The 22,906-nt window shown below is 35.3% G+C and carries 27 protein-coding genes and 1 pseudogene; 20 read left to right on the forward strand and 8 right to left on the reverse strand.

The window, feature by feature from the left end:
* Nucleotides 1-9: 9 nt before the first annotated feature.
* From G5W_RS24965 to dnaA, 6 genes are all read right to left on the reverse strand, one after another.
* On the reverse strand, nt 10-303 hold the full coding sequence (locus tag G5W_RS24965; RefSeq protein ID WP_010094618.1) for a P-loop NTPase family protein: 294 nt from the start codon (nt 301-303) through the stop codon (nt 10-12).
* Nucleotides 300-836, reverse strand: coding sequence for a DNA replication/repair protein RecF (locus G5W_RS24970; protein ID WP_010094620.1), 537 nt, complete (start codon nt 834-836; stop codon nt 300-302). Before G5W_RS24970 ends, G5W_RS24965 begins: the two co-directional genes overlap by 4 nt.
* A complete protein-coding gene (locus G5W_RS24975) occupies nt 805-1,119 on the reverse strand; it encodes an AAA family ATPase (RefSeq protein ID WP_010094621.1) in 315 nt (104 codons plus the stop codon). The genes G5W_RS24970 and G5W_RS24975 overlap by 32 nt, the downstream gene beginning before the upstream one ends.
* 21 nt (nt 1,120-1,140) lie before the next feature.
* Complete coding sequence (gene yaaA, locus G5W_RS0104615) at nt 1,141-1,362, reverse strand: S4 domain-containing protein YaaA (RefSeq protein ID WP_010094623.1); 222 nt, start codon at nt 1,360-1,362, stop codon at nt 1,141-1,143.
* 248 nt (nt 1,363-1,610) lie between these two features.
* Nucleotides 1,611-2,744, reverse strand: a complete 1,134-nt coding sequence (gene dnaN, locus G5W_RS0104620) for a DNA polymerase III subunit beta (protein ID WP_010094625.1) — start codon at nt 2,742-2,744, stop codon at nt 1,611-1,613.
* A 184-nt stretch (nt 2,745-2,928) separates the two neighbouring features.
* Nucleotides 2,929-4,269 (reverse strand): chromosomal replication initiator protein DnaA, encoded by a 1,341-nt coding sequence (gene dnaA / locus G5W_RS0104625; RefSeq protein WP_010094628.1) that lies wholly within the window; start codon nt 4,267-4,269, stop codon nt 2,929-2,931.
* Between the two features lie 929 nt (nt 4,270-5,198).
* Between dnaA and rpmH the strand changes: the two genes are divergently transcribed.
* The 13 genes from rpmH to G5W_RS0104690 all read left to right on the forward strand — a co-directional run bounded on the left by rpmH (nt 5,199) and on the right by G5W_RS0104690 (nt 16,171).
* The gene (rpmH, locus tag G5W_RS0104630; protein WP_010094630.1) at nt 5,199-5,333 is read left to right on the forward strand and encodes a 50S ribosomal protein L34; all 135 of its coding nucleotides are present in this window, start codon (nt 5,199-5,201) and stop codon (nt 5,331-5,333) included.
* A gap of 188 nt (nt 5,334-5,521) precedes the next feature.
* Nucleotides 5,522-5,863 (forward strand): ribonuclease P protein component, encoded by a 342-nt coding sequence (rnpA, locus tag G5W_RS0104635; RefSeq protein ID WP_010094633.1) that lies wholly within the window; start codon nt 5,522-5,524, stop codon nt 5,861-5,863.
* A 104-nt stretch (nt 5,864-5,967) separates the two neighbouring features.
* Nucleotides 5,968-6,732: a YidC family membrane integrase SpoIIIJ gene (gene spoIIIJ / locus G5W_RS0104640; protein WP_010094634.1), complete on the forward strand. Its 765-nt coding sequence runs from the start codon at nt 5,968-5,970 to the stop codon at nt 6,730-6,732.
* Nucleotides 6,729-7,346: an RNA-binding cell elongation regulator Jag/EloR gene (jag, locus tag G5W_RS0104645; protein ID WP_010094635.1), complete on the forward strand. Its 618-nt coding sequence runs from the start codon at nt 6,729-6,731 to the stop codon at nt 7,344-7,346. Before spoIIIJ ends, jag begins: the two co-directional genes overlap by 4 nt.
* A gap of 120 nt (nt 7,347-7,466) precedes the next feature.
* Nucleotides 7,467-7,718 carry a hypothetical protein gene (locus tag G5W_RS0104650; protein WP_010094636.1) on the forward strand — a complete coding sequence of 84 codons (252 nt, stop codon included), beginning with the start codon at nt 7,467-7,469 and terminating at the stop codon, nt 7,716-7,718.
* Between the two features lie 14 nt (nt 7,719-7,732).
* Nucleotides 7,733-7,954 carry a YozQ family protein gene (locus G5W_RS0104655; protein ID WP_010094637.1) on the forward strand — a complete coding sequence of 74 codons (222 nt, stop codon included), beginning with the start codon at nt 7,733-7,735 and terminating at the stop codon, nt 7,952-7,954.
* Nucleotides 7,955-8,232: 278 nt separating this feature from the next.
* The gene (gene mnmE, locus G5W_RS0104660) at nt 8,233-9,612 is read left to right on the forward strand and encodes a tRNA uridine-5-carboxymethylaminomethyl(34) synthesis GTPase MnmE (protein ID WP_010094638.1); all 1,380 of its coding nucleotides are present in this window, start codon (nt 8,233-8,235) and stop codon (nt 9,610-9,612) included.
* A 34-nt stretch (nt 9,613-9,646) separates the two neighbouring features.
* Nucleotides 9,647-11,533 carry a tRNA uridine-5-carboxymethylaminomethyl(34) synthesis enzyme MnmG gene (gene mnmG / locus G5W_RS0104665; protein WP_010094640.1) on the forward strand — a complete coding sequence of 629 codons (1,887 nt, stop codon included), beginning with the start codon at nt 9,647-9,649 and terminating at the stop codon, nt 11,531-11,533.
* A gap of 155 nt (nt 11,534-11,688) precedes the next feature.
* Nucleotides 11,689-12,405 carry a 16S rRNA (guanine(527)-N(7))-methyltransferase RsmG gene (gene rsmG / locus G5W_RS0104670; protein ID WP_010094641.1) on the forward strand — a complete coding sequence of 239 codons (717 nt, stop codon included), beginning with the start codon at nt 11,689-11,691 and terminating at the stop codon, nt 12,403-12,405.
* 239 nt (nt 12,406-12,644) lie between these two features.
* Nucleotides 12,645-13,505, forward strand: a complete 861-nt coding sequence (noc, locus tag G5W_RS0104675) for a nucleoid occlusion protein (protein ID WP_010094642.1) — start codon at nt 12,645-12,647, stop codon at nt 13,503-13,505.
* 171 nt (nt 13,506-13,676) lie between these two features.
* Nucleotides 13,677-14,450 (forward strand): ParA family protein, encoded by a 774-nt coding sequence (locus G5W_RS0104680; RefSeq protein WP_010094643.1) that lies wholly within the window; start codon nt 13,677-13,679, stop codon nt 14,448-14,450.
* A complete protein-coding gene (locus tag G5W_RS0104685) occupies nt 14,431-15,267 on the forward strand; it encodes a ParB/RepB/Spo0J family partition protein (protein WP_010094644.1) in 837 nt (278 codons plus the stop codon). Before G5W_RS0104680 ends, G5W_RS0104685 begins: the two co-directional genes overlap by 20 nt.
* Before the next feature lie 196 nt (nt 15,268-15,463).
* Nucleotides 15,464-16,171 (forward strand): DUF554 domain-containing protein, encoded by a 708-nt coding sequence (locus G5W_RS0104690; protein ID WP_010094645.1) that lies wholly within the window; start codon nt 15,464-15,466, stop codon nt 16,169-16,171.
* Nucleotides 16,172-16,409: 238 nt separating this feature from the next.
* Here the strand turns inward: G5W_RS0104690 and yyaC are convergent.
* A pseudogene (gene yyaC / locus G5W_RS21970) lies at nt 16,410-17,026 on the reverse strand (spore protease YyaC).
* Between the two features lie 196 nt (nt 17,027-17,222).
* On the opposite strand from yyaC, the gene G5W_RS0104700 reads away from it, so the two are divergent.
* From G5W_RS0104700 to rpsR, 6 genes are all read left to right on the forward strand, one after another.
* Entirely contained in the window at nt 17,223-18,245 is a 1,023-nt protein-coding gene (locus G5W_RS0104700) for a YkvI family membrane protein (protein WP_010094649.1), read from the forward strand.
* 24 nt (nt 18,246-18,269) lie between these two features.
* Nucleotides 18,270-18,467: a DUF951 domain-containing protein gene (locus G5W_RS0104705; protein ID WP_010094650.1), complete on the forward strand. Its 198-nt coding sequence runs from the start codon at nt 18,270-18,272 to the stop codon at nt 18,465-18,467.
* A gap of 214 nt (nt 18,468-18,681) precedes the next feature.
* Nucleotides 18,682-19,782, forward strand: a complete 1,101-nt coding sequence (ychF, locus tag G5W_RS0104710) for a redox-regulated ATPase YchF (RefSeq protein WP_010094651.1) — start codon at nt 18,682-18,684, stop codon at nt 19,780-19,782.
* Between the two features lie 160 nt (nt 19,783-19,942).
* Nucleotides 19,943-20,230: a 30S ribosomal protein S6 gene (rpsF, locus tag G5W_RS0104715; RefSeq protein ID WP_010094652.1), complete on the forward strand. Its 288-nt coding sequence runs from the start codon at nt 19,943-19,945 to the stop codon at nt 20,228-20,230.
* A 15-nt stretch (nt 20,231-20,245) separates the two neighbouring features.
* Entirely contained in the window at nt 20,246-20,722 is a 477-nt protein-coding gene (gene ssb, locus G5W_RS0104720) for a single-stranded DNA-binding protein (protein ID WP_010094654.1), read from the forward strand.
* Between the two features lie 49 nt (nt 20,723-20,771).
* Entirely contained in the window at nt 20,772-21,008 is a 237-nt protein-coding gene (gene rpsR / locus G5W_RS0104725) for a 30S ribosomal protein S18 (RefSeq protein ID WP_010094655.1), read from the forward strand.
* A gap of 171 nt (nt 21,009-21,179) precedes the next feature.
* Here rpsR and G5W_RS24180 read toward each other — a convergent pair whose 3' ends face one another.
* Nucleotides 21,180-21,485, reverse strand: a complete 306-nt coding sequence (locus G5W_RS24180; RefSeq protein ID WP_010094656.1) for a DUF1189 family protein — start codon at nt 21,483-21,485, stop codon at nt 21,180-21,182.
* Between the two features lie 464 nt (nt 21,486-21,949).
* Here G5W_RS24180 and G5W_RS0104735 point away from each other — a divergent pair, with 464 nt between their 5' ends.
* Nucleotides 21,950-22,888, forward strand: a complete 939-nt coding sequence (locus G5W_RS0104735) for a YybS family protein (protein ID WP_010094657.1) — start codon at nt 21,950-21,952, stop codon at nt 22,886-22,888.
* Nucleotides 22,889-22,906: the final 18 nt, after the last annotated feature.

Genomic DNA, 22,906 nt, shown 5'->3' on the forward strand with positions numbered 1-22,906 from the left:
GTCACGTTATTATGGTGTGACATTTCCGTTTTGAACTCTAAAAATCTCAGCTTTATCCAAGGTTTCATGGTGAATTCCATCTACACTTGTAGTAGATACAAAGGTTTGCACTTTTCCTTGGATGGTATTTAAAAGATGTGACTGTCTAAAGTCATCTAGTTCACTTAACACATCATCTAACAGCAGGATAGGATACTCTCCTACTTCACTGTAAATCAAATCGATCTCCGCCAGCTTAATGGAAAGTGCCGTTGTACGTTGTTGTCCTTGAGATCCAAAGGTTTGAACATTTTTTCCATTCACATAAAAAGAATGTCATCCCGATGTGGTCCAACTAGTGTTGTCCCTCGCTCAATCTCTTTTTCTACAACTAGTTTAAACTTCTCTTGATAGCTACTTTCTATTTTTTCCTTAGAAGCACTTTCTAATACTTCAATCGAGGGTGAATAGACAATATCAAGTTCTTCCAACTGATGACTGATGCCATGATGAATTGGTTTTGCCCATTTTCGTAGTAATTCTAAAAAGGCAAAACGGCGTTCCAAAATAGTGGAAGCATGTTCAACGAGTTGTTCTGTTAAGACGCCGAGCATCATTCGATTCATGCTTCGGTCACGTTGCATCTGCTTTAATAAATGATTTCGCTGCTTCAGTACTTTTTGAAATTGTCCAAGATGGTAAATATATCGAGGCTGTATTTGCCCTAGCTCCATATCTATAAATCGTCTACGAATTTGAGGCGGTCCCTTTACTAACGTTAAATCCTCCGGAGCAAACATCACTACATTCAAATTCCCAATATAGTCACTTAGTTTCTTTTGTTCTAAATGATTCAATTTCGCTTTTTTCCTTTTCCGGAAATAACAATTTCAAGTGGTATAGAATGATTTTTCTTTTTACTCTACCTTCTATTTTAGCATAATCCTCATCCCAACGGATTAATTCTTTTTCCTTTGAGGTACGATGGGATTTAGTAAATGCAAGAAGATAAATGGCCTCCATCAAATTCGTTTTACCTTGTGCATTTTCACCAATGATGACATTTACTTTGTCATCAAATCCAATCTCTAATTTAGGATAGTTCCGGTAATTGGTTAATTTTAGTTCTTCAATATGCATGAAAAATTCCTCTTTTAGGAACTAATCTTTTTTTAAGACGATAAAAGATCCCGCTCCTTCAATTTCAACAACATCATTCGGATAAAGCTTTCTACCACGTCGATGTTCTAATTCTCCGTTCACATGAGCCCCGACATCTTGAAGATATGCTTTAACCATTCCTCCAGACTCAAGGACATTGGTCAATTTAACAAATTGACCGAGTGTAATATATTCGGTGTTAATTTCGATTTCTGTATGCAATTTTCTCACCAGTTTCTAATTTTAAATTTAGGATAAATTCCCTTCCGTTTAAAATAATCGCTTATTTCCATTTTACTAAAGTTTTTAGGTTTAGGGAAGGTAAGACCCTTAAAATGAATTTAAATCGTTTCTATATGCATATAAATGCTTTTTATCGATATTAAAAAATGACTTTTATCATTCATTCTTAAGATAAAAGTCATTTTTATACTTATATTTTTTATTTTTTAGAAAAAGTTTGGCTTATTTTAGTACGTTCTAACCGGTAAAATAAGCTGTAGCATTGCTGGATCATTCTCAGGGCGAATAATAAATGGTCTCATCGCTCCAGTAAAATCAATCTTCACTTCATCTACTTCCATAACCTTTAATGCATCAAGCATGTATTTAGAACTGAAAGAAATTTTCAATTCTTCCCCTTCGATCGATTGAACGGTTAGTTCCTCAGAAACTCTACCTACCTCTGGAGAGTTACTTGTAATTTCCAGAATATTATTCTCTAATGTTGATAATTTAACAACATTATTTCGTTCTTCTCTAGCCAGTAGGGAAGCACGATCAATACTGCTAATTAAATCCTTTGTTTTGACATGTAATACCGTTTTACTTTGTTCCGGAATTAATCTAGAAGTTTCTGGATAATTACCATCTAATATTCTCGATAAGAAGTTTAAATGCTTCGTACGGAACAATATTTGATTATTTGTCACGCTGATTTCAACAGTTTCTGATGTATCATCTAGAATTTTATTTAATTCGTTTAAGCTTTTACCTGGTACAACAATGCTAGTAAATTCAACATTAGATTGAACAGGTACTTCTCTGGAAGCTAAACGATGACTATCTGTTGCTGTAAAGCTTAATAGGTTGTTAGTTAGAGAAATATTAACACCTGTTAAGATTGGTCGAGTCTCCATCGAAGATACTGCAAATACTGTTTGCTTGATTAGGCTCTTTAATAAGTCAGTAGGGATTTCAAAGCTATCATCTGTTTGTAGCTTTGGAAGTTGTGGATACTCTTCAGCATCTTGACCATTCAAATTAAATTCTGCCTTACCAGAGCGGATGGTAACTTTTAGATTTTCATCTGCAATAATTTCAACATGCTGTTCCGGCAATTTACGAACAATATCAGGAAAGTACTTGGCATGTAATACAATACTTCCTTCTTCGATATCCTCTACATTTACAATTCCTTCTTCTTCAGCTGGAATGTAAGACTCAATCGAAATATCAGAATCACTACCCGTAAGTGTAATTCCATGTTGTTTTGCTTCAATTTTCATTCCTGTTAAGATCGGAATTGCTGTTCTTGAGGATATTGCTTTCATAACGTCTTGTACACTATCAATTAATTGATCACGTTGAATCGTAAATTTCATAAAAAAAGCCTCCAATGGAAGTTCTATATATTTATTATTTTTTATAAAGATTTTTAGTAATAATAGTAATAAGGGCTGTGATTATGTGGATAACCGCTTTGACCCTTTATAAAATATAGTTATCCACATGTGTATAAGTTGTTTATAAGTTTGCACCAGTTATCCACGTTAATAACAAAAAAAATTAAAGAGATTTCAGCTGTTGTTTGATTTCTTCAATTTCTTTTGCTAGTAAAGTGTCGCTTTCTATTAAGCCATTAATCTTTTCATGAGCATGTATAACTGTTGTATGGTCACGCCCACCGAATTCTTCTCCGATTTTTGGTAGAGAGAAATCAGTCAATTCACGTGATAGATACATGGCAATTTGTCGAGGAAAGGCGATCGACTTGGTACGTTTTTTTGCAAGAAAATCTTCTTTACGAATGTTGTATCGTTCCCCAACTACTTCCATAATTGCTGGAATCGTAATGACCTTAGGCTTGCTATTTGGAATAATATCTTTCAGAGCATCGGCTGCAAGAGCAGCATCAATGTCTTGATTAACTAGAGAAGAATAGGCGACAACTCGAATTAATGCTCCTTCTAATTCTCTAATGTTCGTATCAATTTGATTCGCAATATAAAGCATAACCTCATTCGGGATATCAAGTCCTTCTGCTTTTGCCTTCTTCGTAAGAATGGCAATCCTGGTTTCTAGGTCAGGAGGTGTAATATCGGTTATCAAACCCCATTCGAACCTAGAGCGTAAACGATCCTCTAATGTTGGTATTTCCTTAGGTGGTCGGTCACTAGAAATAATAATTTGCTTATTTTCTTCATGTAATGCATTAAATGTATGGAAAAATTCTTCTTGAGTCGATTCCTTTCCAGCAATGAATTGAATATCGTCAATTAATAGCACATCAACATTTCGGTATTTATTACGGAAGTTCGTCGTTTTATTTTCCATAATGGCGTCGATAAATTCATTCGTAAACTTCTCTGAAGATATATAAACAACCTTCGCATTTTTATTATGCTCTAAGACATAATGGCCAATTGCATGCATTAAGTGTGTCTTCCCTAAACCAACTCCACCATAGATAAATAAAGGATTATATGCTTTTGCAGGAGCCTCAGCAACTGCTAATGATGCAGCATGTGCAAATCGGTTTCCTGATCCAATTACAAAAGTATCAAATGTATACTTTGGATTTAGCATGGTTTTCCCGTCATGAACATCTGGTATGTTTTGTTTTACTCGTGGTTTAGGTTTTACATCATCTTCCACCACATTATCCAGTACGATGAGTTTGAGCTTTAGTTGTGCACCAGTTACTTCAAGAAGGATTTTTTGAATTAAATCAGAATACTGCTCTTCTAACCAATCTCTAGCAAATTCATTGGGTGCGGAAATGGTGAGAGTACTACCTTCTAGCGATTCTGCATTCGTATCTTTTAACCAAGTATCAAAGCTCGGTTTACTGATTTTCTCTTCTATCTTTTCAAGCGTGGCTTTCCATAGATCATGAATGTTCTCCAACTCATACCCCCCTTTTTAGCTTAGTAGAATTCTTGCAGTAGGAGTTCCATCTCCAACAGATTTGGAAAAAGTTTTTCCGATAAAAGATCCTCTTTAGATTTAGAGAGGATTACGTGAAATCCTGCGATAACGATTATAGATTAGCCTAAAATAAGAATAAAAAACCTCTCTCTATCTTTTACGTATAGTGAAACTCGCAAAGTCCTGAGCTACTCGCTAAAACATGTGAGTTTTCCTTATACTAGGCACAAAAAAAAGAAATTTTACGTATGAACGTATAAAAAATAGTGCCCTAACATAAAGATGGAAAGGTAGGTTATCTTGATATTATTTAACTATTATCCAAAAAATAGTTAAGATAGGTTGTGGATATTTTAGATAGTATTGAATAAGTATTTTATAGAGTTATTCGCAGATAGTGCATTTTGTGGATAACATTTAAAAACAAACTGTGAATTAATGTCCACAGGATATCCACAGTTTGTGAATAAGTTAAAATCGTGTGTTTCTTATTCACATGTTAAAACACAACTATAATATCAAAAAAAGACTAGTTCTGCAATGCTTTTTCGACACTTATCCACAATGTCCATGTATTGTAGACAAAAAATATTCACACTACCATATTTTGTGATTAACCTGTCGACAAATGTTGTGGATACTTTTTTAGGGTGGAAAAGTCATAAACAAGGTGTGTGGATAATTAAATGTGAGTGGATTTGTGAATAATTTTTGGTGTATGCAGGAGACAGATGTAAATTTTAATTAGGGAGTATGTTTTGGAGGATGAACTAAAGACTAAAATGTATGGCCAAGTTTTTATAAAAAAGCGAGTTGACTGTCATAAAAAATTTCTGTATAATTACATGGACTGTCTATGGAGTAGATTGTTTTAATTGAAATAGATCCCTCGGGGAGGTGCAGTATAAATGAAAAGAACGTTTCAACCAAATAATCGTAAACGTAAAAAAGTACATGGCTTTCGCGCACGTATGAGCACTAAAAACGGTCGTAAAGTTTTAGCTCGTCGTCGTCGTAAAGGAAGAAAAGTATTATCTGCATAGGCCGCTGAAACCATCAGTGGTCTTTTTTCCTTTTAAATAGATAATAATGTATTGAAGAACAAATAGTATTAATGGAATAAATGGTAAAGCAATGGTTCAGAATGGTAGTACTAAAAGTTCCATTGCTTTTTGTTTATACATAGTTAGGAAAAGTATGAAGCATGGTAATTTGCGTTAGGTGATGAAGAGTGAAGAAAGAATATCGTGTGAAAGATAATAAGGAATTTCAAGTAATATTTAAAAAGGGAAAGTCCTTTGCAAATAGGCAGTTAGTTATCTATTATATGAAGAAAGAAAACCAAGATCATTTTCGAATTGGGTTATCGGTTGGTAAAAAAATCGGCAATGCAGTTGTGAGAAATCGTATCAAACGATATTTGCGCCAAGCATTTCATGAACTTGAAAAGGATATTCTACCAGCATATGATATGATTATTATTGCTAGACAACCCACAAAGGATATGGGGTTCTTTGATATGAAAAAAAGCTTAACGCATTTATTGTCGAAGGAAAAATTGTTGAAAAAATAGGAAAGTATTAGATTAAAATAGAATCTAATGTTTGTTTATTGTAAAATATAATATAGTATTTGTAAGCGATTTTTTTTGTGTTGGACTAGTTAGGAGGAAGAGATTTGCGTAAGAAGTTATTTCTAATAGCATTATTAATAGGATTGGTTGTTTTTCTATCAGGATGTACAGAAATAGAAGAACCAATTACTTCCGAAAGTGAAGGAATTTGGAATACATATTTTGTTTATCCGTTATCATGGTTGATCATTTATTTTGCTAATTTATTTGATGAAAACTTTGGACTTTCCATTATTTTAGTTACAATAATTATTCGTACTGTATTACTACCACTAAATATTAAGCAGTTAAAGAGTTCAAAAGCAATGCAAGATATTCAGCCAGAATTAAAAGAGTTGCAACAAAAATACAGCTCAAAAGATGCAAACACGCAACAAAAATTGCAACAAGAAACAATGGCTTTATTCCAAAAACATGGAGTAAATCCACTTGCAGGATGTTTACCGATTTTTATTCAAATGCCAATTTTACTTGCATTCTATCACGCAATTATGCGCACAGATGAAATTGATGGACATTCATTCCTTTGGTTCCCGTTAGATGAGAAAGATATGATTCTTCCATTTATCGCAGGGATTACAACATGGTTACAACAGAAGCTAATGATGGCAGGGAGCCCAGGTGCAGATAACCCACAAATGAAGGTTATGCTATACATGATGCCGATTATGATTGTCGTATTCGCGTTTATTCTACCTGCAGCCTTACCATTGTACTGGATTATCGGTAACCTATTCATGATTGCACAAACCATTTTCATTCGTAAGCCTATGATGAAGGATACGAATACTGGGGGAGACAAAAAGTGAGAGAAGTAACTGCTACTGGACAATCAGTTGATGAAGCGGTCCAATCAGCATTAGAGCAGTTAAACACATCCAGGGACCAAGTAGAAGTTGATATTATTGATGAAGGTAAAAAAGGAATTCTTGGCGTCTTTGGGGCTAAGCGAGCAATTGTAAAGGTAAGACTTGCGAAAAATCCGATTCAAGAAGCTGAGAAGTTCATTTTAGATGTTGTTCAAAAAATGAATGTTGATGTTGAGATAACAACAACAGTGGAATCCAACCATGTAACGTATGAATTAAGTGGTGAAAAAATTGCACTACTAATCGGAAAACGTGGTCAAACCTTGAACGCACTACAGTATTTAACACATTTAGTTATTAATAAAGAAGGAAATCAATATTATACCGTGACACTAGATGCTGAAGGCTATCGTAGCAGACGTCAGGAGACTTTAGAAGGCTTAGCGTTACGAATGGCTGATAAAGCGAAACGGATTGGTAAAAAGGTTGCTTTAGAACCAATGCCAGCATTCGAGCGAAAAGTTATTCATAGTGTTTTACAGGATAGTAAAGAAGTCACAACGTATTCAGATGGTGTAGAACCACATCGTCATGTCGTGATTAAACCATCATAATAGATGTATACCTCTGGGAAACCAGAGGTTTTTTTATGTTTAAATTGTTATTCTGACATACATATTTCACATATTCTGTACCATACTAACTAACAATGTGGTGCTAAAGGAGAATGATGTGTGGATCAATTTCAAGGGACGATATTCCAAGGAGATTTAGATGATAGGAGTTTCTACTTAACCCAGGTAAAAAACATAACCACCGCTTCATCATTATCCATAGATCAATTAGTAAAGATGGCAGCATACCTAGAGAAGCAAGAAGAAACTTGTACAATAACCGTCAACGATCAAATTCCTTTATTGTTAACGAATCAGGATATTAAGGACTTACAGTTTGATTTAATGGGTATTTTAAAACACTATCATTAGAGAGGAATGAGAATATGGCAAAAGATAAACAAGAACAGAAAAATTCGAATGAGGTTGCTGAAAAATATTATGATGTATCGGGATATCAAAGTAATAATCAAACTGAAAAAGGACTAGCTATCACTCATGAACAAGCGACAGATGCTTATACGGAAGGAACCATTGAAGCTAAGATTGATCAGTTAGATGAACAAGGTGAATTAAAAAGTCATAATGGAGAAGATATTAACCAGTGATGGAGTTATGAAGAACTTAGATGATCAAATCTAAGTTCTTTTTATTTTAGATTAATCGGAAATACTTTTGTGAATAACCTAAAGTCTTTCCTTAATAAAACTTATCCACATGTGAATAAGTTCAGAAAGTACAAAAATGATAATTTTATTGTGGATAAGTTTATTTTTGATTGAAATTGTGTTAATCTATTAAGTTAGTGACGGTAAAAATTACGTTACTATAAATAATTAAAATTTATGTGTTGATATAGATAAAAAATGTAGTGGAGGTGAACGGAATGTTTGAGACGGATACGATTACAGCAATATCGACTCCAATAGGTGAAGGTGCAATATCGATTGTAAGACTAAGTGGTGCAAATGCGATTGAAATAACGTCAAAGATATATAAAGGAAAGAATCTGGCGGAAGTAGATTCGCATACGATTCATTATGGGAAAATTATTGATCCTGCTACCAATGATGTTGCGGAAGAAGTAATGGTAACAGTAATGCGAGGGCCAAAGACATTTACTAGAGAAGATGTAGTAGAAATAAATTGTCACGGTGGTCTTGTTTCCGTAAATCGTGTATTAGAAATTGTCTTGAGCCAGGGAGCTCGTTTAGCAGAACCAGGAGAGTTTACCAAACGTGCCTTCCTAAACGGGAGAATAGATTTATCACAAGCAGAAGCGGTAATGGATCTAATTCGTGCCAAAACAGATAAGGCGATGAATGTAGCTTTAAAACAGATGGATGGTCGACTTTCTTCCTTAATTAAAAAGTATCGACAATCCTTACTAGAAACAGTTGCTCATGTTGAGGTAAATATCGATTATCCAGAATATGATGATGTAGAAGAGATGTCTCATGAAATGATGCGCCAAAAGACGAAAGAAGTGCATGCAGAAATTGAGGAGCTATTAAGTGTAGCAAAACAAGGGAAGATTTTACGCGAAGGTATTGCAACAGCTATTATTGGGCGTCCAAACGTGGGGAAATCCTCCTTACTAAATGCATTAGTTCAAGAAAGTAAAGCGATTGTAACGGATATTCCTGGTACTACTAGGGATATAATTGAAGAATATGTAAATGTTCGTGGTATTCCTTTACGTCTAGTGGATACTGCAGGAATTAGAGAAACTGAAGATATTGTGGAAAGAATAGGTGTGGAACGGTCAAGACAAGCATTGAAAGAAGCCGACCTTATCCTATTTGTCCTGAATTATAATGAAGAACTTAACGAGGAAGACCTACGATTATTTGAGGCTATTCAGGGACTAGAATATATTGTTATTATTAATAAGACGGATCTAGAACAAAAGCTAGACCTGGAAAAGGTTAAAGAATTAGTAGGCGATAAACGAATAGTTACTACTTCTTTACTAATGGAAGAGGGAATAGCTGAATTAGAAGGTGCGATAGCTGATTCTTTCTTTGCTGGTGAAATTGATTCTGGTGATTTAACCTATGTATCCAATGCAAGACATATTCAATTGTTAAACCAGTCTAAGAAGGCACTGGAAGACGCAATGGATTCGTTGGAGATGGGGATGCCACTTGATATTGTACAAATTGATGTAACGCGAACATGGGAATTCTTAGGAGAGATTATTGGGGATACGGCTAGCGATAGTTTGATTGACCAGCTCTTCTCACAATTCTGTTTAGGAAAATAAATTTGGTAAGTAAAATAGAAAGGAAGAAACAAATATGGTATATGATGCAGGGCATTACGATACAATTGTAGTCGGTGCGGGTCATGCAGGTGTAGAAGCTGGTCTTGCTGCTGCAAGAATGGGTGCCAAAACACTCATGCTTTCTCTAAACCTGGATATGGTTGCCTTCATGCCATGTAATCCATCGATTGGTGGACCAGCTAAAGGGATCGTTGTACGGGAAATCGATGCTTTAGGTGGAGAAATGGCAAAGACAATCGATAAAGCTTATATTCAAATGCGTATGCTAAACACAGGTAAAGGCCCTGCTGTTCAGGCATTACGAGCTCAAGCTGATAAACCGATTTATATAAAGGAAATGAAACAAACACTTGAAAATCAAAAGAATCTAACCCTCCGTCAAGGTATGGTAGATGACCTTATTATCGAGGACGGCGTATGTAAAGGAGTCATAACAGAAACTGGTGCTGCATACCGTGCAGAAACGGTTATTATTACGACTGGAACCTTTATGCGTGGAAAAGTTTTAATGGGTGATTTGGAATATGAAAGTGGTCCAAATAATCAGCGACCATCTATTAAACTGTCAGAGAACCTAGAAAAACTTGGAATAGAGTTAGTTCGCTTTAAGACTGGTACTCCTCCACGTGTCAACAGCCATACGATTGATTATTCGAAAACGGAGATTCAACCAGGTGATGACAAACCACAAGGATTTTCTTATGAAACGACTGAATTTATCATGGATCAAATTCCTTGTTGGTTAACGTATACAAATGAATTTACACATCAAATTATTAATGATAATTTGGGTCTTTCAGCGATGTATTCTGGCGCTAAGCGAGGCACAGGTCCACGTTATTGCCCATCTATTGAAGACAAGATTGTTCGTTTTAATGATAAACCAAGACACCAAGTATTCTTGGAACCAGAGGGTAGAGATACAGAGGAAGTCTATGTTCAAGGACTTTCTACTTCATTGCCAGAGTCTGTCCAACACGAAATCATTCGCTCTGTACCTGGATTAGAAAATGCAGAAATGATGCGTCCTGGTTATGCGATTGAATATGATGCTGTTGTTCCAACTCAGCTTTGGCCAACTCTTGAGCTAAAGAATATTCCAGGATTATTTACCGCCGGTCAAATTAACGGTACATCTGGATACGAAGAAGCGGCTGCTCAAGGAATCATGGCTGGTATTAATGCAGCAGCTAAAGTGTTAGGGAAGGAACCAGTCATCCTAGATCGTTCGCAAGGCTATATAGGGGTATTGATTGATGACCTTGTAACAAAGGGCACAAAAGAACCTTACCGCCTTCTAACATCTCGTGCAGAATATCGCTTACTGTTACGTCATGATAATGCCGATCTACGTTTAACTGATATTGGCTACGAGTTAGGTTTAATTTCAGAGGAACGCTATCAAAGGTTCCAGATGAAGAAACAACTTGTAGAAGAAGAAAAAGAACGTCTACGAAAAATTACGATTAAACCAACTCCTGAAGTACAAACTATGCTTGAAGGGGCAGGTGCAACACCATTAAGAGAGCCTATGAAGGCTTACGATTTACTAAAACGTCCGGAATTAAACTATGAATTAATCGATCAAGTGATTGAATCTAATACCGAGATTCCTACGGATGTAAAAGAACAAATCGATATTCAAGTGAAGTATGAAGGATATATTAAAAAGGCAAATGAGCAAGTGGAACGTATGAAGAAGATGGAAGACAAGAAAATCCCTGATGATATTGATTACGATGCAATTAGTGGCCTTGCAACGGAAGCAAGACAAAAGTTAAAATTAGTTCGTCCATTATCAGTAGGTCAAGCATCTCGTATCTCTGGGGTAAACCCAGCAGATGTATCTATTCTTCTTGTGTATATCGAACAAGGTAGAATAGCTAAAATAGCAAATTAAATGCATAGGTCAGATCTTTTGATAGAGATCTGGCCTTATTCTTCAATAAGGTAAGGATAAAGCTTTTTCTTACCTTGAGATACATACAAGTGAAAAGAACAAACAAGCGAATGCGAGTTTTTAATACATAACTTTAGTAGAGGAGTGTCATGTAGATGAACCCAACTCAATTTGCTACAGAATTAGAAAAAAAGGGAATTAACTTATCGGAGCGACAACTGGAGCAATTTCACATCTACTATAAGACTTTAGTAGAGTGGAATGAAAAGATTAACTTAACAGCATTAACAGATGAAGAAGATGTATACTTAAAGCATTTTTATGATTCTATATCTGCTGCATTCTATCACGACTTTACAAAGGAACAGCATATTTGCGATGTCGGAGCAGGGGCTGGTTTCCCAAGTATCCCAATCAAGATCTGTTTTCCACATCTCAAGGTTACCATAGTAGATTCCTTACAAAAAAGAATTGGTTTCTTAAATCACCTTGCATCTCAATTAGAGTTGTCTGATGTTGCATTTTATCATGATAGAGCCGAGACATTCGGTAAGAATGGTAAATTCCGTGAATCCTATGATACAGTGATGGCAAGAGCAGTTGCCAGAATGTCCGTATTAAGTGAATTATGTCTTCCGTTAGTTAAAAAGAATGGGACATTTATTGCGATGAAAGGATCACAAGCAAACGAAGAATTGCAACTTGCAAAAAATGCAATTGAAATTCTAGGCGGTGAAGTAGATTCAAACCATACATTTTCACTTCCAGAAGAAAATAGTGATCGTTCCATTGTAATCATATCCAAGAAACGTCAAACACCGAAGAAATATCCACGAAAACCTGGTACACCAAATAAAGAGCCAATCGAATAATAGATGAAAACAGGGGAAATATAGGTTTTTCCTGTTTTTTTGTCGAATGGGATATAAGAGCATATCCAAGCCGAAAAGAGTGTGATAAAATAGGCTTAACGTGATTTCTATGGTAAAATATAATAGATTTCGTATAGTTAATAGTTGTACATATTAATTAATGTTTCACGTGAAACATTTTAATAGATAGAGAGAATATAGAATCTATTAATCTATAGTATAAAAAGGTGGTGCTGTAGATGGTAAGTCCATTTAACCGCATTTTTGGTATTGGTGAGAAGGATAATGAAGTAGTTGAGGAAGAGACCTATCATCCAGATGAAGTAATACAACTTCCGGTTAATCAAATACAACCCAATCGTTATCAACCTCGTACCGTATTCAATGAAGAAAAAATCGAAGAACTTGCTAAAACAATCAACACTCACGGTATCATCCAACCAATTGTTGTTCGGAAGATAGATAATGATAAGTATGAGATCATTGCTGGTGAACGTAGATGGCGTGCAGTTCAATCACTAGGGTGGGAGAATGTTTCTGCGATTATTCGGGATATGAATGATACCCAAACCGCCTCAGTAGCCTTAATTGAAAACTTGCAACGCGAAGAACTGACAGTGATTGAAGAAGCTGTTGCATACGCTAAATTACTAGAACTACAAGGTCTCACTCAGGAAGCACTTGCACAGCGATTAGGTAAAAACCAGTCGACTATTGCCAATAAACTTCGCTTATTAAAGTTACCTGAACAAGTACAGGAAGCATTATTAAGAAAAGATATTACCGAAAGACACGCTAGAGCACTCATAAAATTAAAAGACGAAGCTTTACAATTAAAACTACTTCAAGAAATTTTGGAGCATGAATTAAATGTAAAGCAAACAGAAGAAAGAATTGAAAACTTAAATAATGCGAAAGACAAACCAAAGCGTAAAAAGCCTGTCTTAAAAGGTGTTAACAAAGACATCCGAATTGCAATGAACACGATTAGACAGTCATTAAGTATGGTATCTGATACAGGTATCGATATTGAATCTGATGAACAAGATTTGGATGACTACTATCAAATTACTATAAAAATACCAAAAAGAAGTAAATAGATTATGCCCCATCTACAGAGATGGGGATATTTTTATGCTATATCATGGGGATTTTTAACTATTTTTTGAGGATATATTTCATTTCCATAAAAAATAGTAAATTTAATAGTTATTCATTCGAAAAAAGTGATAAAATAAATAGTATATTGTTTTTAGGTAGGTGAAATTATTATGGGGAAGATTATGTCTGTCGCCAATCAAAAAGGTGGCGTTGGAAAAACAACTTCATCAGTTAATCTAAGTGCCTGCTTAGCATACTTAGGCAACAAAGTGTTGTTAGTAGACATAGACCCACAAGGTAATGCAACTAGTGGGGTAGGTATCAATAAGGCAGATATGAATCAATGTGTATATAATGTACTTGTGGAAGATCTTCCTGCAAGCGAGGTTATTGTACCAACAAGTGTTGAAAATCTTGATATTATACCAGCTACAATTCAATTAGCTGGAGCAGAAATAGAATTAGTACCAACGATTTCCCGTGAGATTAGATTAAAAAAGGCATTAGATGAAGTACGTGATAATTATGATTACATTATCATTGATTGTCCACCATCTTTAGGTCTTCTTACGCTTAATGCGTTAACTTCTTCTGATACAGTATTAATTCCTGTTCAATGCGAATATTATGCACTCGAAGGGCTTAGTCAATTGCTAAACACAATACGTTTAGTACAGAAACATTTAAATAAAGAACTAATGATTGAAGGTGTACTTCTTACGATGCTTGATGCTAGAACAAATCTAGGGATTCAAGTAATTGAAGAGGTTAAAAAGTACTTTCAGGATAAAGTCTATAACTCTATTATTCCAAGGAATATTAGACTTGGAGAGGCACCGAGTCATGGACAACCAATTATCACATATGATCCAAAATCAAAAGGTGCAGAAGTATATCTTGAATTAGCAAAGGAAGTGATGGCTAATGGCACGAGGGTTGGGTAGAGGATTAGATGCTTTTTTCCCTGAAATTGAGGAAAAAGAGGATGATGTAGTTCAACAGATATCAATTAAAGAATGTAGACCGAATCCATATCAGCCTAGAAAGGTTTTTCACACAGATGCTATTGAAGAATTAAAAGAGTCTATTTTGGAATTTGGTATTATACAGCCCTTAATCGTACGTAAAAGTATTAAAGGATATGAAATTGTAGTAGGGGAAAGACGTTTCCGTGCTGCAAAGGAAGCTGGATTAACTGAAATTCCAGCAATCGTAAAAGAATTATCAGATGAGAAAATGATGGAATTAGCATTATTAGAAAACCTGCAACGTGAGGACTTAACTCCTATCGAAGAAGGTCAAGCCTATGCTAATCTAATGAAAGAATTAAATATTACCCAAGAAGAATTATCAAAACGACTTGGAAAAAGTCGTTCACACATTGCTAATATGGTAAGGTTACTTGGTTTACCTGAGAAAGTAATTGCGTATATTAACAATGGTGAATTATCTATGGGTCATGGTAGGGCGTTACTTGGACTTAAGGATAAAGACAAACTTATACCGTTAGTGAAAAAAATTATTAGCGAAAAATTGAATGTGCGCCAGGTGGAAAAGCTAATTATTATTTTGAATGAAAAGCCAGTGAAGAAGAAGATAAAGCCTAAAAAGGATATTTTCTTACAAGAAAGAGAATCTGTATTACGAGAAAAACTTGGGACATCGGTTTCGATTCAGCGAGGCAAACGAAAAGGTAAAATCGAGATCGAGTTTTATACGGATGATGATTTAGATAGAATAATAGAGGTACTAGAAAGATAATTATATATAGTCATGAGGGAGTGGGGGATACCACTCCTTTTTTTGAACGTTTATTTCCTTACTACTATTTGATGTTAGTTCTACTATATAGACAATAATGGTTCATAAATAGTATGATTAGTAAATATTAAAATGTTTCACGTGAAACATTATCATGAGAGACTCATGAACGGCGCAGAGAACGGGGGTTTAGCATATGGCTTTATTCGGGACATTAGTAAATGGCGGGTTGATAATCTTGGGGAGTTTATTAGGTTTGATGTTCACCAAAATACCCGAACGATATAAAGAAACAGTGATGCATGGAATAGGCTTAGCGGTTATCCTAATTGGAATACAGATGGCTTTTTCCACACAACTCATTATAGTCGTATTACTAAGCTTGTTAACCGGAGCAATCATTGGTGAGATGTTCAATTTGGAAGAAAAGCTTAATCTGTTTGGAAAATGGATTGGAAATAAATTTACTACCAGTTTAGAGGGTAATAACTCTATCTCACAGGGATTTGTTACCGCATCGTTAATATTTGTTGTTGGTGCCATGGCTATTATTGGTGCATTAGATAGTGGGATAAGAGGTGATCATGAAGTACTCATTACAAAAGGGATACTAGACGGATTTGTAGCGCTTGTATTAACGACCACATTAGGATTTGGAGTTGCATTGTCGGTTATTCCAGTAGTACTATATCAAGGATCCATTGCTTTATTAGCAACACAAATAGAAAGCTGGATACCAGATTCCTTTCTAAATGGCCTCATTGTGGAATTAACCGCAGTTGGTGGCCTACTTATTGTAGCAATAGGGCTAAATATGCTGAAAGTTGTCCAAATCAGAGTCGGCAACCTATTACCATCCATTCTTATGGTAGGAGTAATCTATTATTTATATCAGCTATTTTAGGGTAGGACATGGTGAGGGTAAAACAAACGAATACCTAAAGGACTAAAATATTCTCTATCAGCTCTTTTCATATTACAATGGCATACCATGTCCTATTAGGGAGATGGTATCCTGAGTACTCCTGTAGAAGTTAGTACGAGTAAGAACGCTAGGTGACCTATACTAGAAATAGATTGATTGGAGTGCCTACGCAACCCTCTAGCGAGTTATTTAATGAAACACTTAAAACCAGTTTAAATCAAATAGGTTCTTTTCTTGCCCTTGGCATCACAATTGCTGGAGTAACATAGCTTGATTTTAGTTGTTGGTCAATGTTATCTATAACATTGGCTATTTTTTTGGCCATTTCCACTACAATAGATAATCTAGTGTTTTGTAGTACGGAATACTCCATGAAACCACTAATATTCACGACGCCTGTTATATGAATATTTCCAACTGGGGGCAGTGGTTTATTTAATGCTGCACCTGGCTTTAGAGCACCTTCACAGGCAATGATTTGACCAACAGAGCTAGTTTTACCTAGACAAGCATCAATTGCAATAATATAAGCATTTCTATGCTGTTTTTCAATTAATTGAATATATTCTTCGAGATTTGTTGCATGGACAGGATCTTGTAATGTCCCATAAACCGTCATATGTCTTAATTTTTTTCCATTAAATACGATCCAGTTAAAGGACCTAATGCATCACCAGTTGAGCGATCGGTACCTACACATACAATGACATATTCTTTTGGAATATTTGGGAACCAGTTCATAATGGAATCACTCATGGAGGTCATAAGGTTAGGGTCAGTATGTATCATTCTAATTGTTTCATTTTTTTGCGTTAACCGATTCTTTAGATTCATAGGTTCTCCTCCACATACATATTGTTATTAGTATACGGATTTACTTTTGTTTTTATACATTATCCATTACATAAACTTTTGGACTGTTGATGGAAATGGAAAATGGATTAAAAACTTAGTCAGATTCGTATCAATATGGATTCATTACATCAAATTGTATATAGAATGACAGAGGTAGATGATGGAGGAGAAGTGAATGTGGAAATCAGGATTTAAATGGATGTTCCTTATTATTGGAACAACTATTGGAGCTGGGTATGCATCAGGTAGGGAACTATGGGAATTTTTTGGTCATGGAAGTGGACTTGCTATTGTATTGTTCATGGTGTTTTTTACAATATCGCTTTATGTCATTATGTCGGTTAGCTATAAAAATGCATCAACAGAATATAGACCCGTTCTGAGAGAGATAGTTGGCGATAAATTGGCACCCGTATATGATGTCATGATATTTGTCTATCTCTTTACAACAACGGTTGTCATGATGTCTGGTAGTGGTGCGACCGGACAAGCTTTTAACTTCCCGTATTGGTGGGGGATTGTTTTTATCTGTATCATGTTGTTTTTGTTATTTTTACGGGATATTAGTGGATTACTTTCCATGAACCAGATTATATTGCCGATTCTAATAGTAGGGCTACTTTATATTTTATTAACGTTTACGTATGATGAGAGTCTTAATCTATTCTCAAATTGGCGGGAGCAGCATAACTGGACATCGGCATTTCCGTTTACAGCACTCAATATCCTACCATTAATCGCAGTACTTGGTGCAGTAGGGGATAAAGTGAAGTCCAAACAAGAAATATGGATTGCTAGTCTTGGTAGTGGATTGATATTAGGAGTGTTAACGTACATATATAACAATAGCTTAATTCAAATTGCAGAAGAAATTCTATTATACGAAATACCTTTATTTGCGATATTAAGTAATTATCCATTTCAAATGGTTATATTTATGACGATATTATTATGGTTTGCAATTTTTACTACTGCAGCATCTGGTGTATTAGGGCTAACAACCCGATTAGTAAGCTATTTTAAAATACCATTTTGGTTGCTTGTCACCATAATTTTAGCTACAATGATACCATTAACAACAGTTGGTTTTTCAACTTTAGTCAGTGTTTTATACCCTTTATATGGATTACTAAATTTATACGTGCTAACAAGACTTCTATTGTTTCCATTGTGGTATAAGACAGGAAAAAAAATATAAAATCAATTTAAGGGGAAGTACAAAATGGTGGATAAGGAATTTCAATTACATGATATTGTACAAATGAAAAAGCCCCACCCATGCGGGGAAAACCGTTGGAAGATTATACGTATGGGAATGGATATACGAATAAAATGCATGGGTTGTGACCATAGCGTAATGATTGCACGCAAGGATTTTACAAAGAAACTAAAAAAGATATTAGAAAAAGCAGAAAATTGAATTGATTTCTCTTGAACTAAATTATTAAAAAATGGTAAAATTAGTATATAGATAGATAGAGAATTTAAAAATAATAGGGTAAATAGGCGAAAATAGGCCCCGTTATGGGGTCTATTTTCGCTTTTTGCTTGCTTGTCTTTTTTGAAGTCAAAATCTATAATTGAATTAGTGAACGCGTTCTATATGAATGGAATCCTTAAGGAGTGGAATTGAAATGGCTTTAACAGCAGGAATCGTCGGACTTCCAAATGTAGGGAAATCTACATTATTTAATGCAATAACTCAAGCAGGTGCAGAGGCTGCAAACTATCCGTTTGCTACAATTGATCCCAATGTTGGGATGGTAGAAGTTCCTGATGAGCGTCTAGATAAATTAACAGAATTAGTAAAACCGAAGAAAACAGTACCAACAACATTTGAATTTACGGATATTGCCGGTATCGTAAAGGGTGCTAGTAAAGGGGAAGGATTAGGGAACCAATTTTTATCCCACATCCGCCAAGTGGATGCAATTTGCCAAGTGGTTCGTTGTTTTGTGGATGAAAATATCACGCATGTTTCTGGTAAGGTAGACCCTATTGATGATATTGAAATCATTAATTTAGAACTAATTCTAGCAGACTTAGAAACCGTTAATAAACGAATCCAACGTGTAGAAAAGTTAGCCAAACAAAAGGATAAGGATGCACTTGTTGAATATGAAGTGCTTTCAAAAATCAAAACAGGCTTAGAAGAAGAAAAACCTGCACGTGCCCTGGAATTCACGGACGAACAACAAAAGTTAGTTAAAGGTCTGCATCTACTAACAAGTAAACCGATGTTATATGTAGCTAATGTTGGTGAAGATGAAGTAGCAGACCCAGATGCTAATCCGAATGTACAAAAGGTTAGAGATTATGCTGCAAAAGAAGGGGCAGAAGTAATCGTTATTTGTGCTCGAATTGAGGAAGAAATTTCTGAATTAGATCAGGATGAAAAAGAAATGTTCTTAGAAGAGCTAGGTATTTCAGAATCTGGTCTAGATAAGCTAATTAAGGCCTCTTACAGCCTTTTAGGACTGGCAACATACTTTACTGCTGGTGAACAAGAAGTACGTGCCTGGACATTCCGTAAAGGGATTAAAGCACCACAAGCAGCTGGTATCATTCATAGTGATTTTGAAAGAGGATTTATTCGTGCTGAAACTGTTTCTTATGATGATTTATTAGAGGCCGGTTCCATGGTACATGCTCGTGAAAAAGGGAAGGTAAGACTAGAAGGAAAAGAATACATTGTTAAAGATGGCGATGTTATTCACTTCCGCTTTAATGTTTAATAGGTTATTACGTAAATAGGATCTCTCGAAGACTTGTTATTTCATATAATGTTTGTTATAATACACTATTGTGAGTAATGAATTTTAATTACTCCTTGCTCTTGTTGCGAAGTTTACTTCAATAGATAAGGGCCGCTAAGACCAAAAGGAGGTGTAACGGATGAGAAAATATGAAATCATGTACATCATCCGCCCAGACATGGAAGAGGAAGCGCAAAAAGCTTTAATCGAGCGTTTCAACGGTATCTTAACAGATAACGGGGCGGAGATTGAAAATGTTAAAGAAGTAGGCAAAAAACGCCTAGCATATGAAATTAACGATTACCGTGATGGATACTATGTTTTAATTAACTTCTCTGGCGATGAAAAATCAGTTAATGAATTTGATCGTTTAGCTAAGTTCTCTGAAGACATTATTCGTCACATTGCAGTTCGAGAAGACCAATAATAAGGAGTGGTTCTGATGTTAAATCGTGTCGTTCTTGTCGGCAGGTTAACGAAGGATCCTGATTTACGTTATACACCAAACGGAGTCGCAGTAGCCAATTTCACTGTTGCTGTGAATCGCCCTTTTTCCAACCAACAAGGAAATAGAGAAGCAGATTTCATCAACTGTGTAATTTGGAGAAGACCTGCAGAAACGTTAGCGAACTACATGAAAAAAGGTAGCCTAATTGGTGTCGATGGACGAATTCAAACTCGTTCCTTCGAAGGTCAGGATGGAAAAATGGTTTATATAACAGAAGTTGTTGCTGATAGTGTACAATTCCTAGAGTCAAAAGGTTCTTCTCAGGGCTCAGGCCGTGGTGGACAAGACTCCTATTCACCAGGATTCCAACAAAATCAGAACCAAAATCAGAATCGAAATCAATTCGAGGATGATCCATTCAAAGACAATGGTGAACCAATTGATATTTCAGATGATGATTTACCATTTTAAATGATACGAAATTGTTATATAAAAAATAATTTGTAGGGGAGGGTTTTAAATGGCAGCAGCTCGTCGTGGACGCGGTGGTAAGCGCCGTAAAGTGTGTTTCTTCACAGCTAACGGTATTACACACATCGACTATAAAGACGTTGATCTTCTTAAGCGTTTCATTTCTGAACGTGGAAAAATTCTTCCTCGTCGTGTAACTGGAACTTCTGCAAAATATCAACGTAAATTAACAATCGCAATTAAGCGCGCTCGTCAAATGGCTTTATTACCATATGTGGCTGAGTAATTAAAAAAAGTAGTACAGATCATAATTTTATGGTTTGTACTACTTTTTTGCATTAAATCGCCATTTTATATTTATATCCGATAGAGTAGATCATTCAACTCATAAATAAATAGCCTCTAAACGCGGAAATTACTACAGGTTTAGAGGCTCACTACTTTAGTTAAACACGCTTCATATTTTCCTTCTAGGATAAACCTTCATTACTAGAAAGACTATTATCGAAGTATAAACAATCGCAATGAGTAAAAAAACATCGCTAATAGGGAAGAATAGAGCAATAACGGTATACAGTAGAAATGGTATTGTCGTTGCATATGCGAACATCTTCCATAATATTTGCAGCTTTAGCTTCCGTTGCATTGCTTTAGCAATCCAAGTAAATAGATAAGCAAAAGCCGTAATAAGTAAAAATATCATGATGGTTAGTGGTAAATAGTTAAAGATAAAGAAGTAGATTAGTTTAAACACGATGTTCATATCCGACCCTAATCCAGATGACTTCACTAATTGTTGAATTAAGGAAGGAATGGAAATAAAAAGAGCATTATAAACATATAAAAACGGTTATATCCATTGGTACTCTATTTAGTTTGAAAACGGCCTGTTTGCTAGGGAGTCTGAGACTATGTAAAAATGTTTTCCAAAGAACCATGTATGTTTCAATCCTTTAATTATTACTTCCTTTATATTATAATAGAAGTTGTCGAATAAAGCTTTGAATTCATTCGTAATAATTATCTTCCCAAGCTTCCAAGTAGTATGCTCCTCATTTTATTTGGCAGATAGAAGGATGTATAACCCTATCTCACCTGCCAAAGGAAATCTAACACATAGCCAGTCTTTCTAACATCACTCTTAGAACTCATTCTAATAACATATACCCATTTAATCATGTTATCATATTAAAATAAGCTTTCACTTGAAATAGAGGTGCGTACTATATGAATAAATCAAAACAACTAATAGATGGAGCGCTAATGACGGCAGTGTTTATCGTGATGTTATTGGTAACGATATTCGCTCCAGTGATATCCGTACTAACGCTGATTTTCTTAGCTGTACCATTTGTTATATTTGCAGCGAAGCATGACTGGAAACCATCCTTATTGATGTTTACCGTCGCGATATTATTATCCATTCTATTTGCTACGTTTATTTCGATACCGTTAACGGTGCTAGCAGGTATTGGTGGAATAGTAATTGGCTCTGCTATTTATCAAGAACGATCTCCATATGAGACACTAGCAAGAGGTACAGTTGGTTATGCTATAGGTATCCTATTGTTGATTGTCTTTAATATGGTTTTGTTAGATGTTAATATCATCGATGAATTTAATCAGGAAATGGACGAAGCGATAGAAACGAGTAAGGAACTAGTAGCAGACTTTGGGATGGGACAAGTATCCGAGAAAGACCTTATGCTAATAGAACAACAACTGAATGTATCCAAACAGTTGATACCAGTAGGAATTGCTATTTTTTCACTTGCTTTAGCCCTGTTAAATCAGTGGCTAAGCTATAAGCTGTTAAATCGAATAGACAGGAAGCGACTACAATTCCCTAAGTTTCGTAATTTTCGTTTCCCGATATCCGTTATTTGGATTTACTTACTTGCTATGGTCCTATCACTCTTTCAAACAGACCCAAATAGTACAGTATTTATCGCATTACAAAATGTCATCATTCTAACTGGATTATTATTGGCGTTACAAGGAATTTCCTTTATTTTCTTCTTTGCACATCATAAAAATATAACCATTGCAATGCCAATAATTGTTACTATTATAACGATTGTTTTTGCACCATTACTACTTCCATTGGTTAGAATCTTAGGTATAATTGACTTAGGGTTTGGTATGCGAGATCGGATGGTAAAATAAATGTTAATCGTAAACGAA

This window comes from Ornithinibacillus scapharcae TW25, assembly GCF_000190475.1.
Classification (GTDB): domain Bacteria; phylum Bacillota; class Bacilli; order Bacillales; family Amphibacillaceae; genus Ornithinibacillus; species Ornithinibacillus scapharcae.

Bases quoted from the DNA above. Each gene is read 5' to 3' on its own strand.
- G5W_RS0104690 (WP_010094645.1), top strand. From the start codon at position 15,464: ATGGCTTTATTCGGGACATTAGTAAATGGCGGGTTGATAATCTTGGGG.
- rpsR (WP_010094655.1), top strand. From the start codon at position 20,772: ATGGCAGCAGCTCGTCGTGGACGCGGTGGTAAGCGCCGTAAAGTGTGT.
- ssb (WP_010094654.1), top strand. From the start codon at position 20,246: ATGTTAAATCGTGTCGTTCTTGTCGGCAGGTTAACGAAGGATCCTGAT.
- rsmG (WP_010094641.1), top strand. From the start codon at position 11,689: ATGAACCCAACTCAATTTGCTACAGAATTAGAAAAAAAGGGAATTAAC.
- G5W_RS0104680 (WP_010094643.1), top strand. From the start codon at position 13,677: ATGGGGAAGATTATGTCTGTCGCCAATCAAAAAGGTGGCGTTGGAAAA.
- G5W_RS0104655 (WP_010094637.1), top strand. From the start codon at position 7,733: ATGGCAAAAGATAAACAAGAACAGAAAAATTCGAATGAGGTTGCTGAA.
- G5W_RS24180 (WP_010094656.1), bottom strand. From the start codon at position 21,485: ATGAACATCGTGTTTAAACTAATCTACTTCTTTATCTTTAACTATTTA.
- dnaN (WP_010094625.1), bottom strand. From the start codon at position 2,744: ATGAAATTTACGATTCAACGTGATCAATTAATTGATAGTGTACAAGAC.
- noc (WP_010094642.1), top strand. From the start codon at position 12,645: ATGGTAAGTCCATTTAACCGCATTTTTGGTATTGGTGAGAAGGATAAT.
- G5W_RS0104700 (WP_010094649.1), top strand. From the start codon at position 17,223: ATGTGGAAATCAGGATTTAAATGGATGTTCCTTATTATTGGAACAACT.
- mnmE (WP_010094638.1), top strand. From the start codon at position 8,233: ATGTTTGAGACGGATACGATTACAGCAATATCGACTCCAATAGGTGAA.
- G5W_RS24975 (WP_010094621.1), bottom strand. From the start codon at position 1,119: ATGCATATTGAAGAACTAAAATTAACCAATTACCGGAACTATCCTAAA.
- G5W_RS0104735 (WP_010094657.1), top strand. From the start codon at position 21,950: ATGAATAAATCAAAACAACTAATAGATGGAGCGCTAATGACGGCAGTG.
- rpsF (WP_010094652.1), top strand. From the start codon at position 19,943: ATGAGAAAATATGAAATCATGTACATCATCCGCCCAGACATGGAAGAG.
- G5W_RS0104685 (WP_010094644.1), top strand. From the start codon at position 14,431: ATGGCACGAGGGTTGGGTAGAGGATTAGATGCTTTTTTCCCTGAAATT.
- rpmH (WP_010094630.1), top strand. From the start codon at position 5,199: ATGAAAAGAACGTTTCAACCAAATAATCGTAAACGTAAAAAAGTACAT.
- mnmG (WP_010094640.1), top strand. From the start codon at position 9,647: ATGGTATATGATGCAGGGCATTACGATACAATTGTAGTCGGTGCGGGT.
- ychF (WP_010094651.1), top strand. From the start codon at position 18,682: ATGGCTTTAACAGCAGGAATCGTCGGACTTCCAAATGTAGGGAAATCT.
- G5W_RS0104705 (WP_010094650.1), top strand. From the start codon at position 18,270: ATGGTGGATAAGGAATTTCAATTACATGATATTGTACAAATGAAAAAG.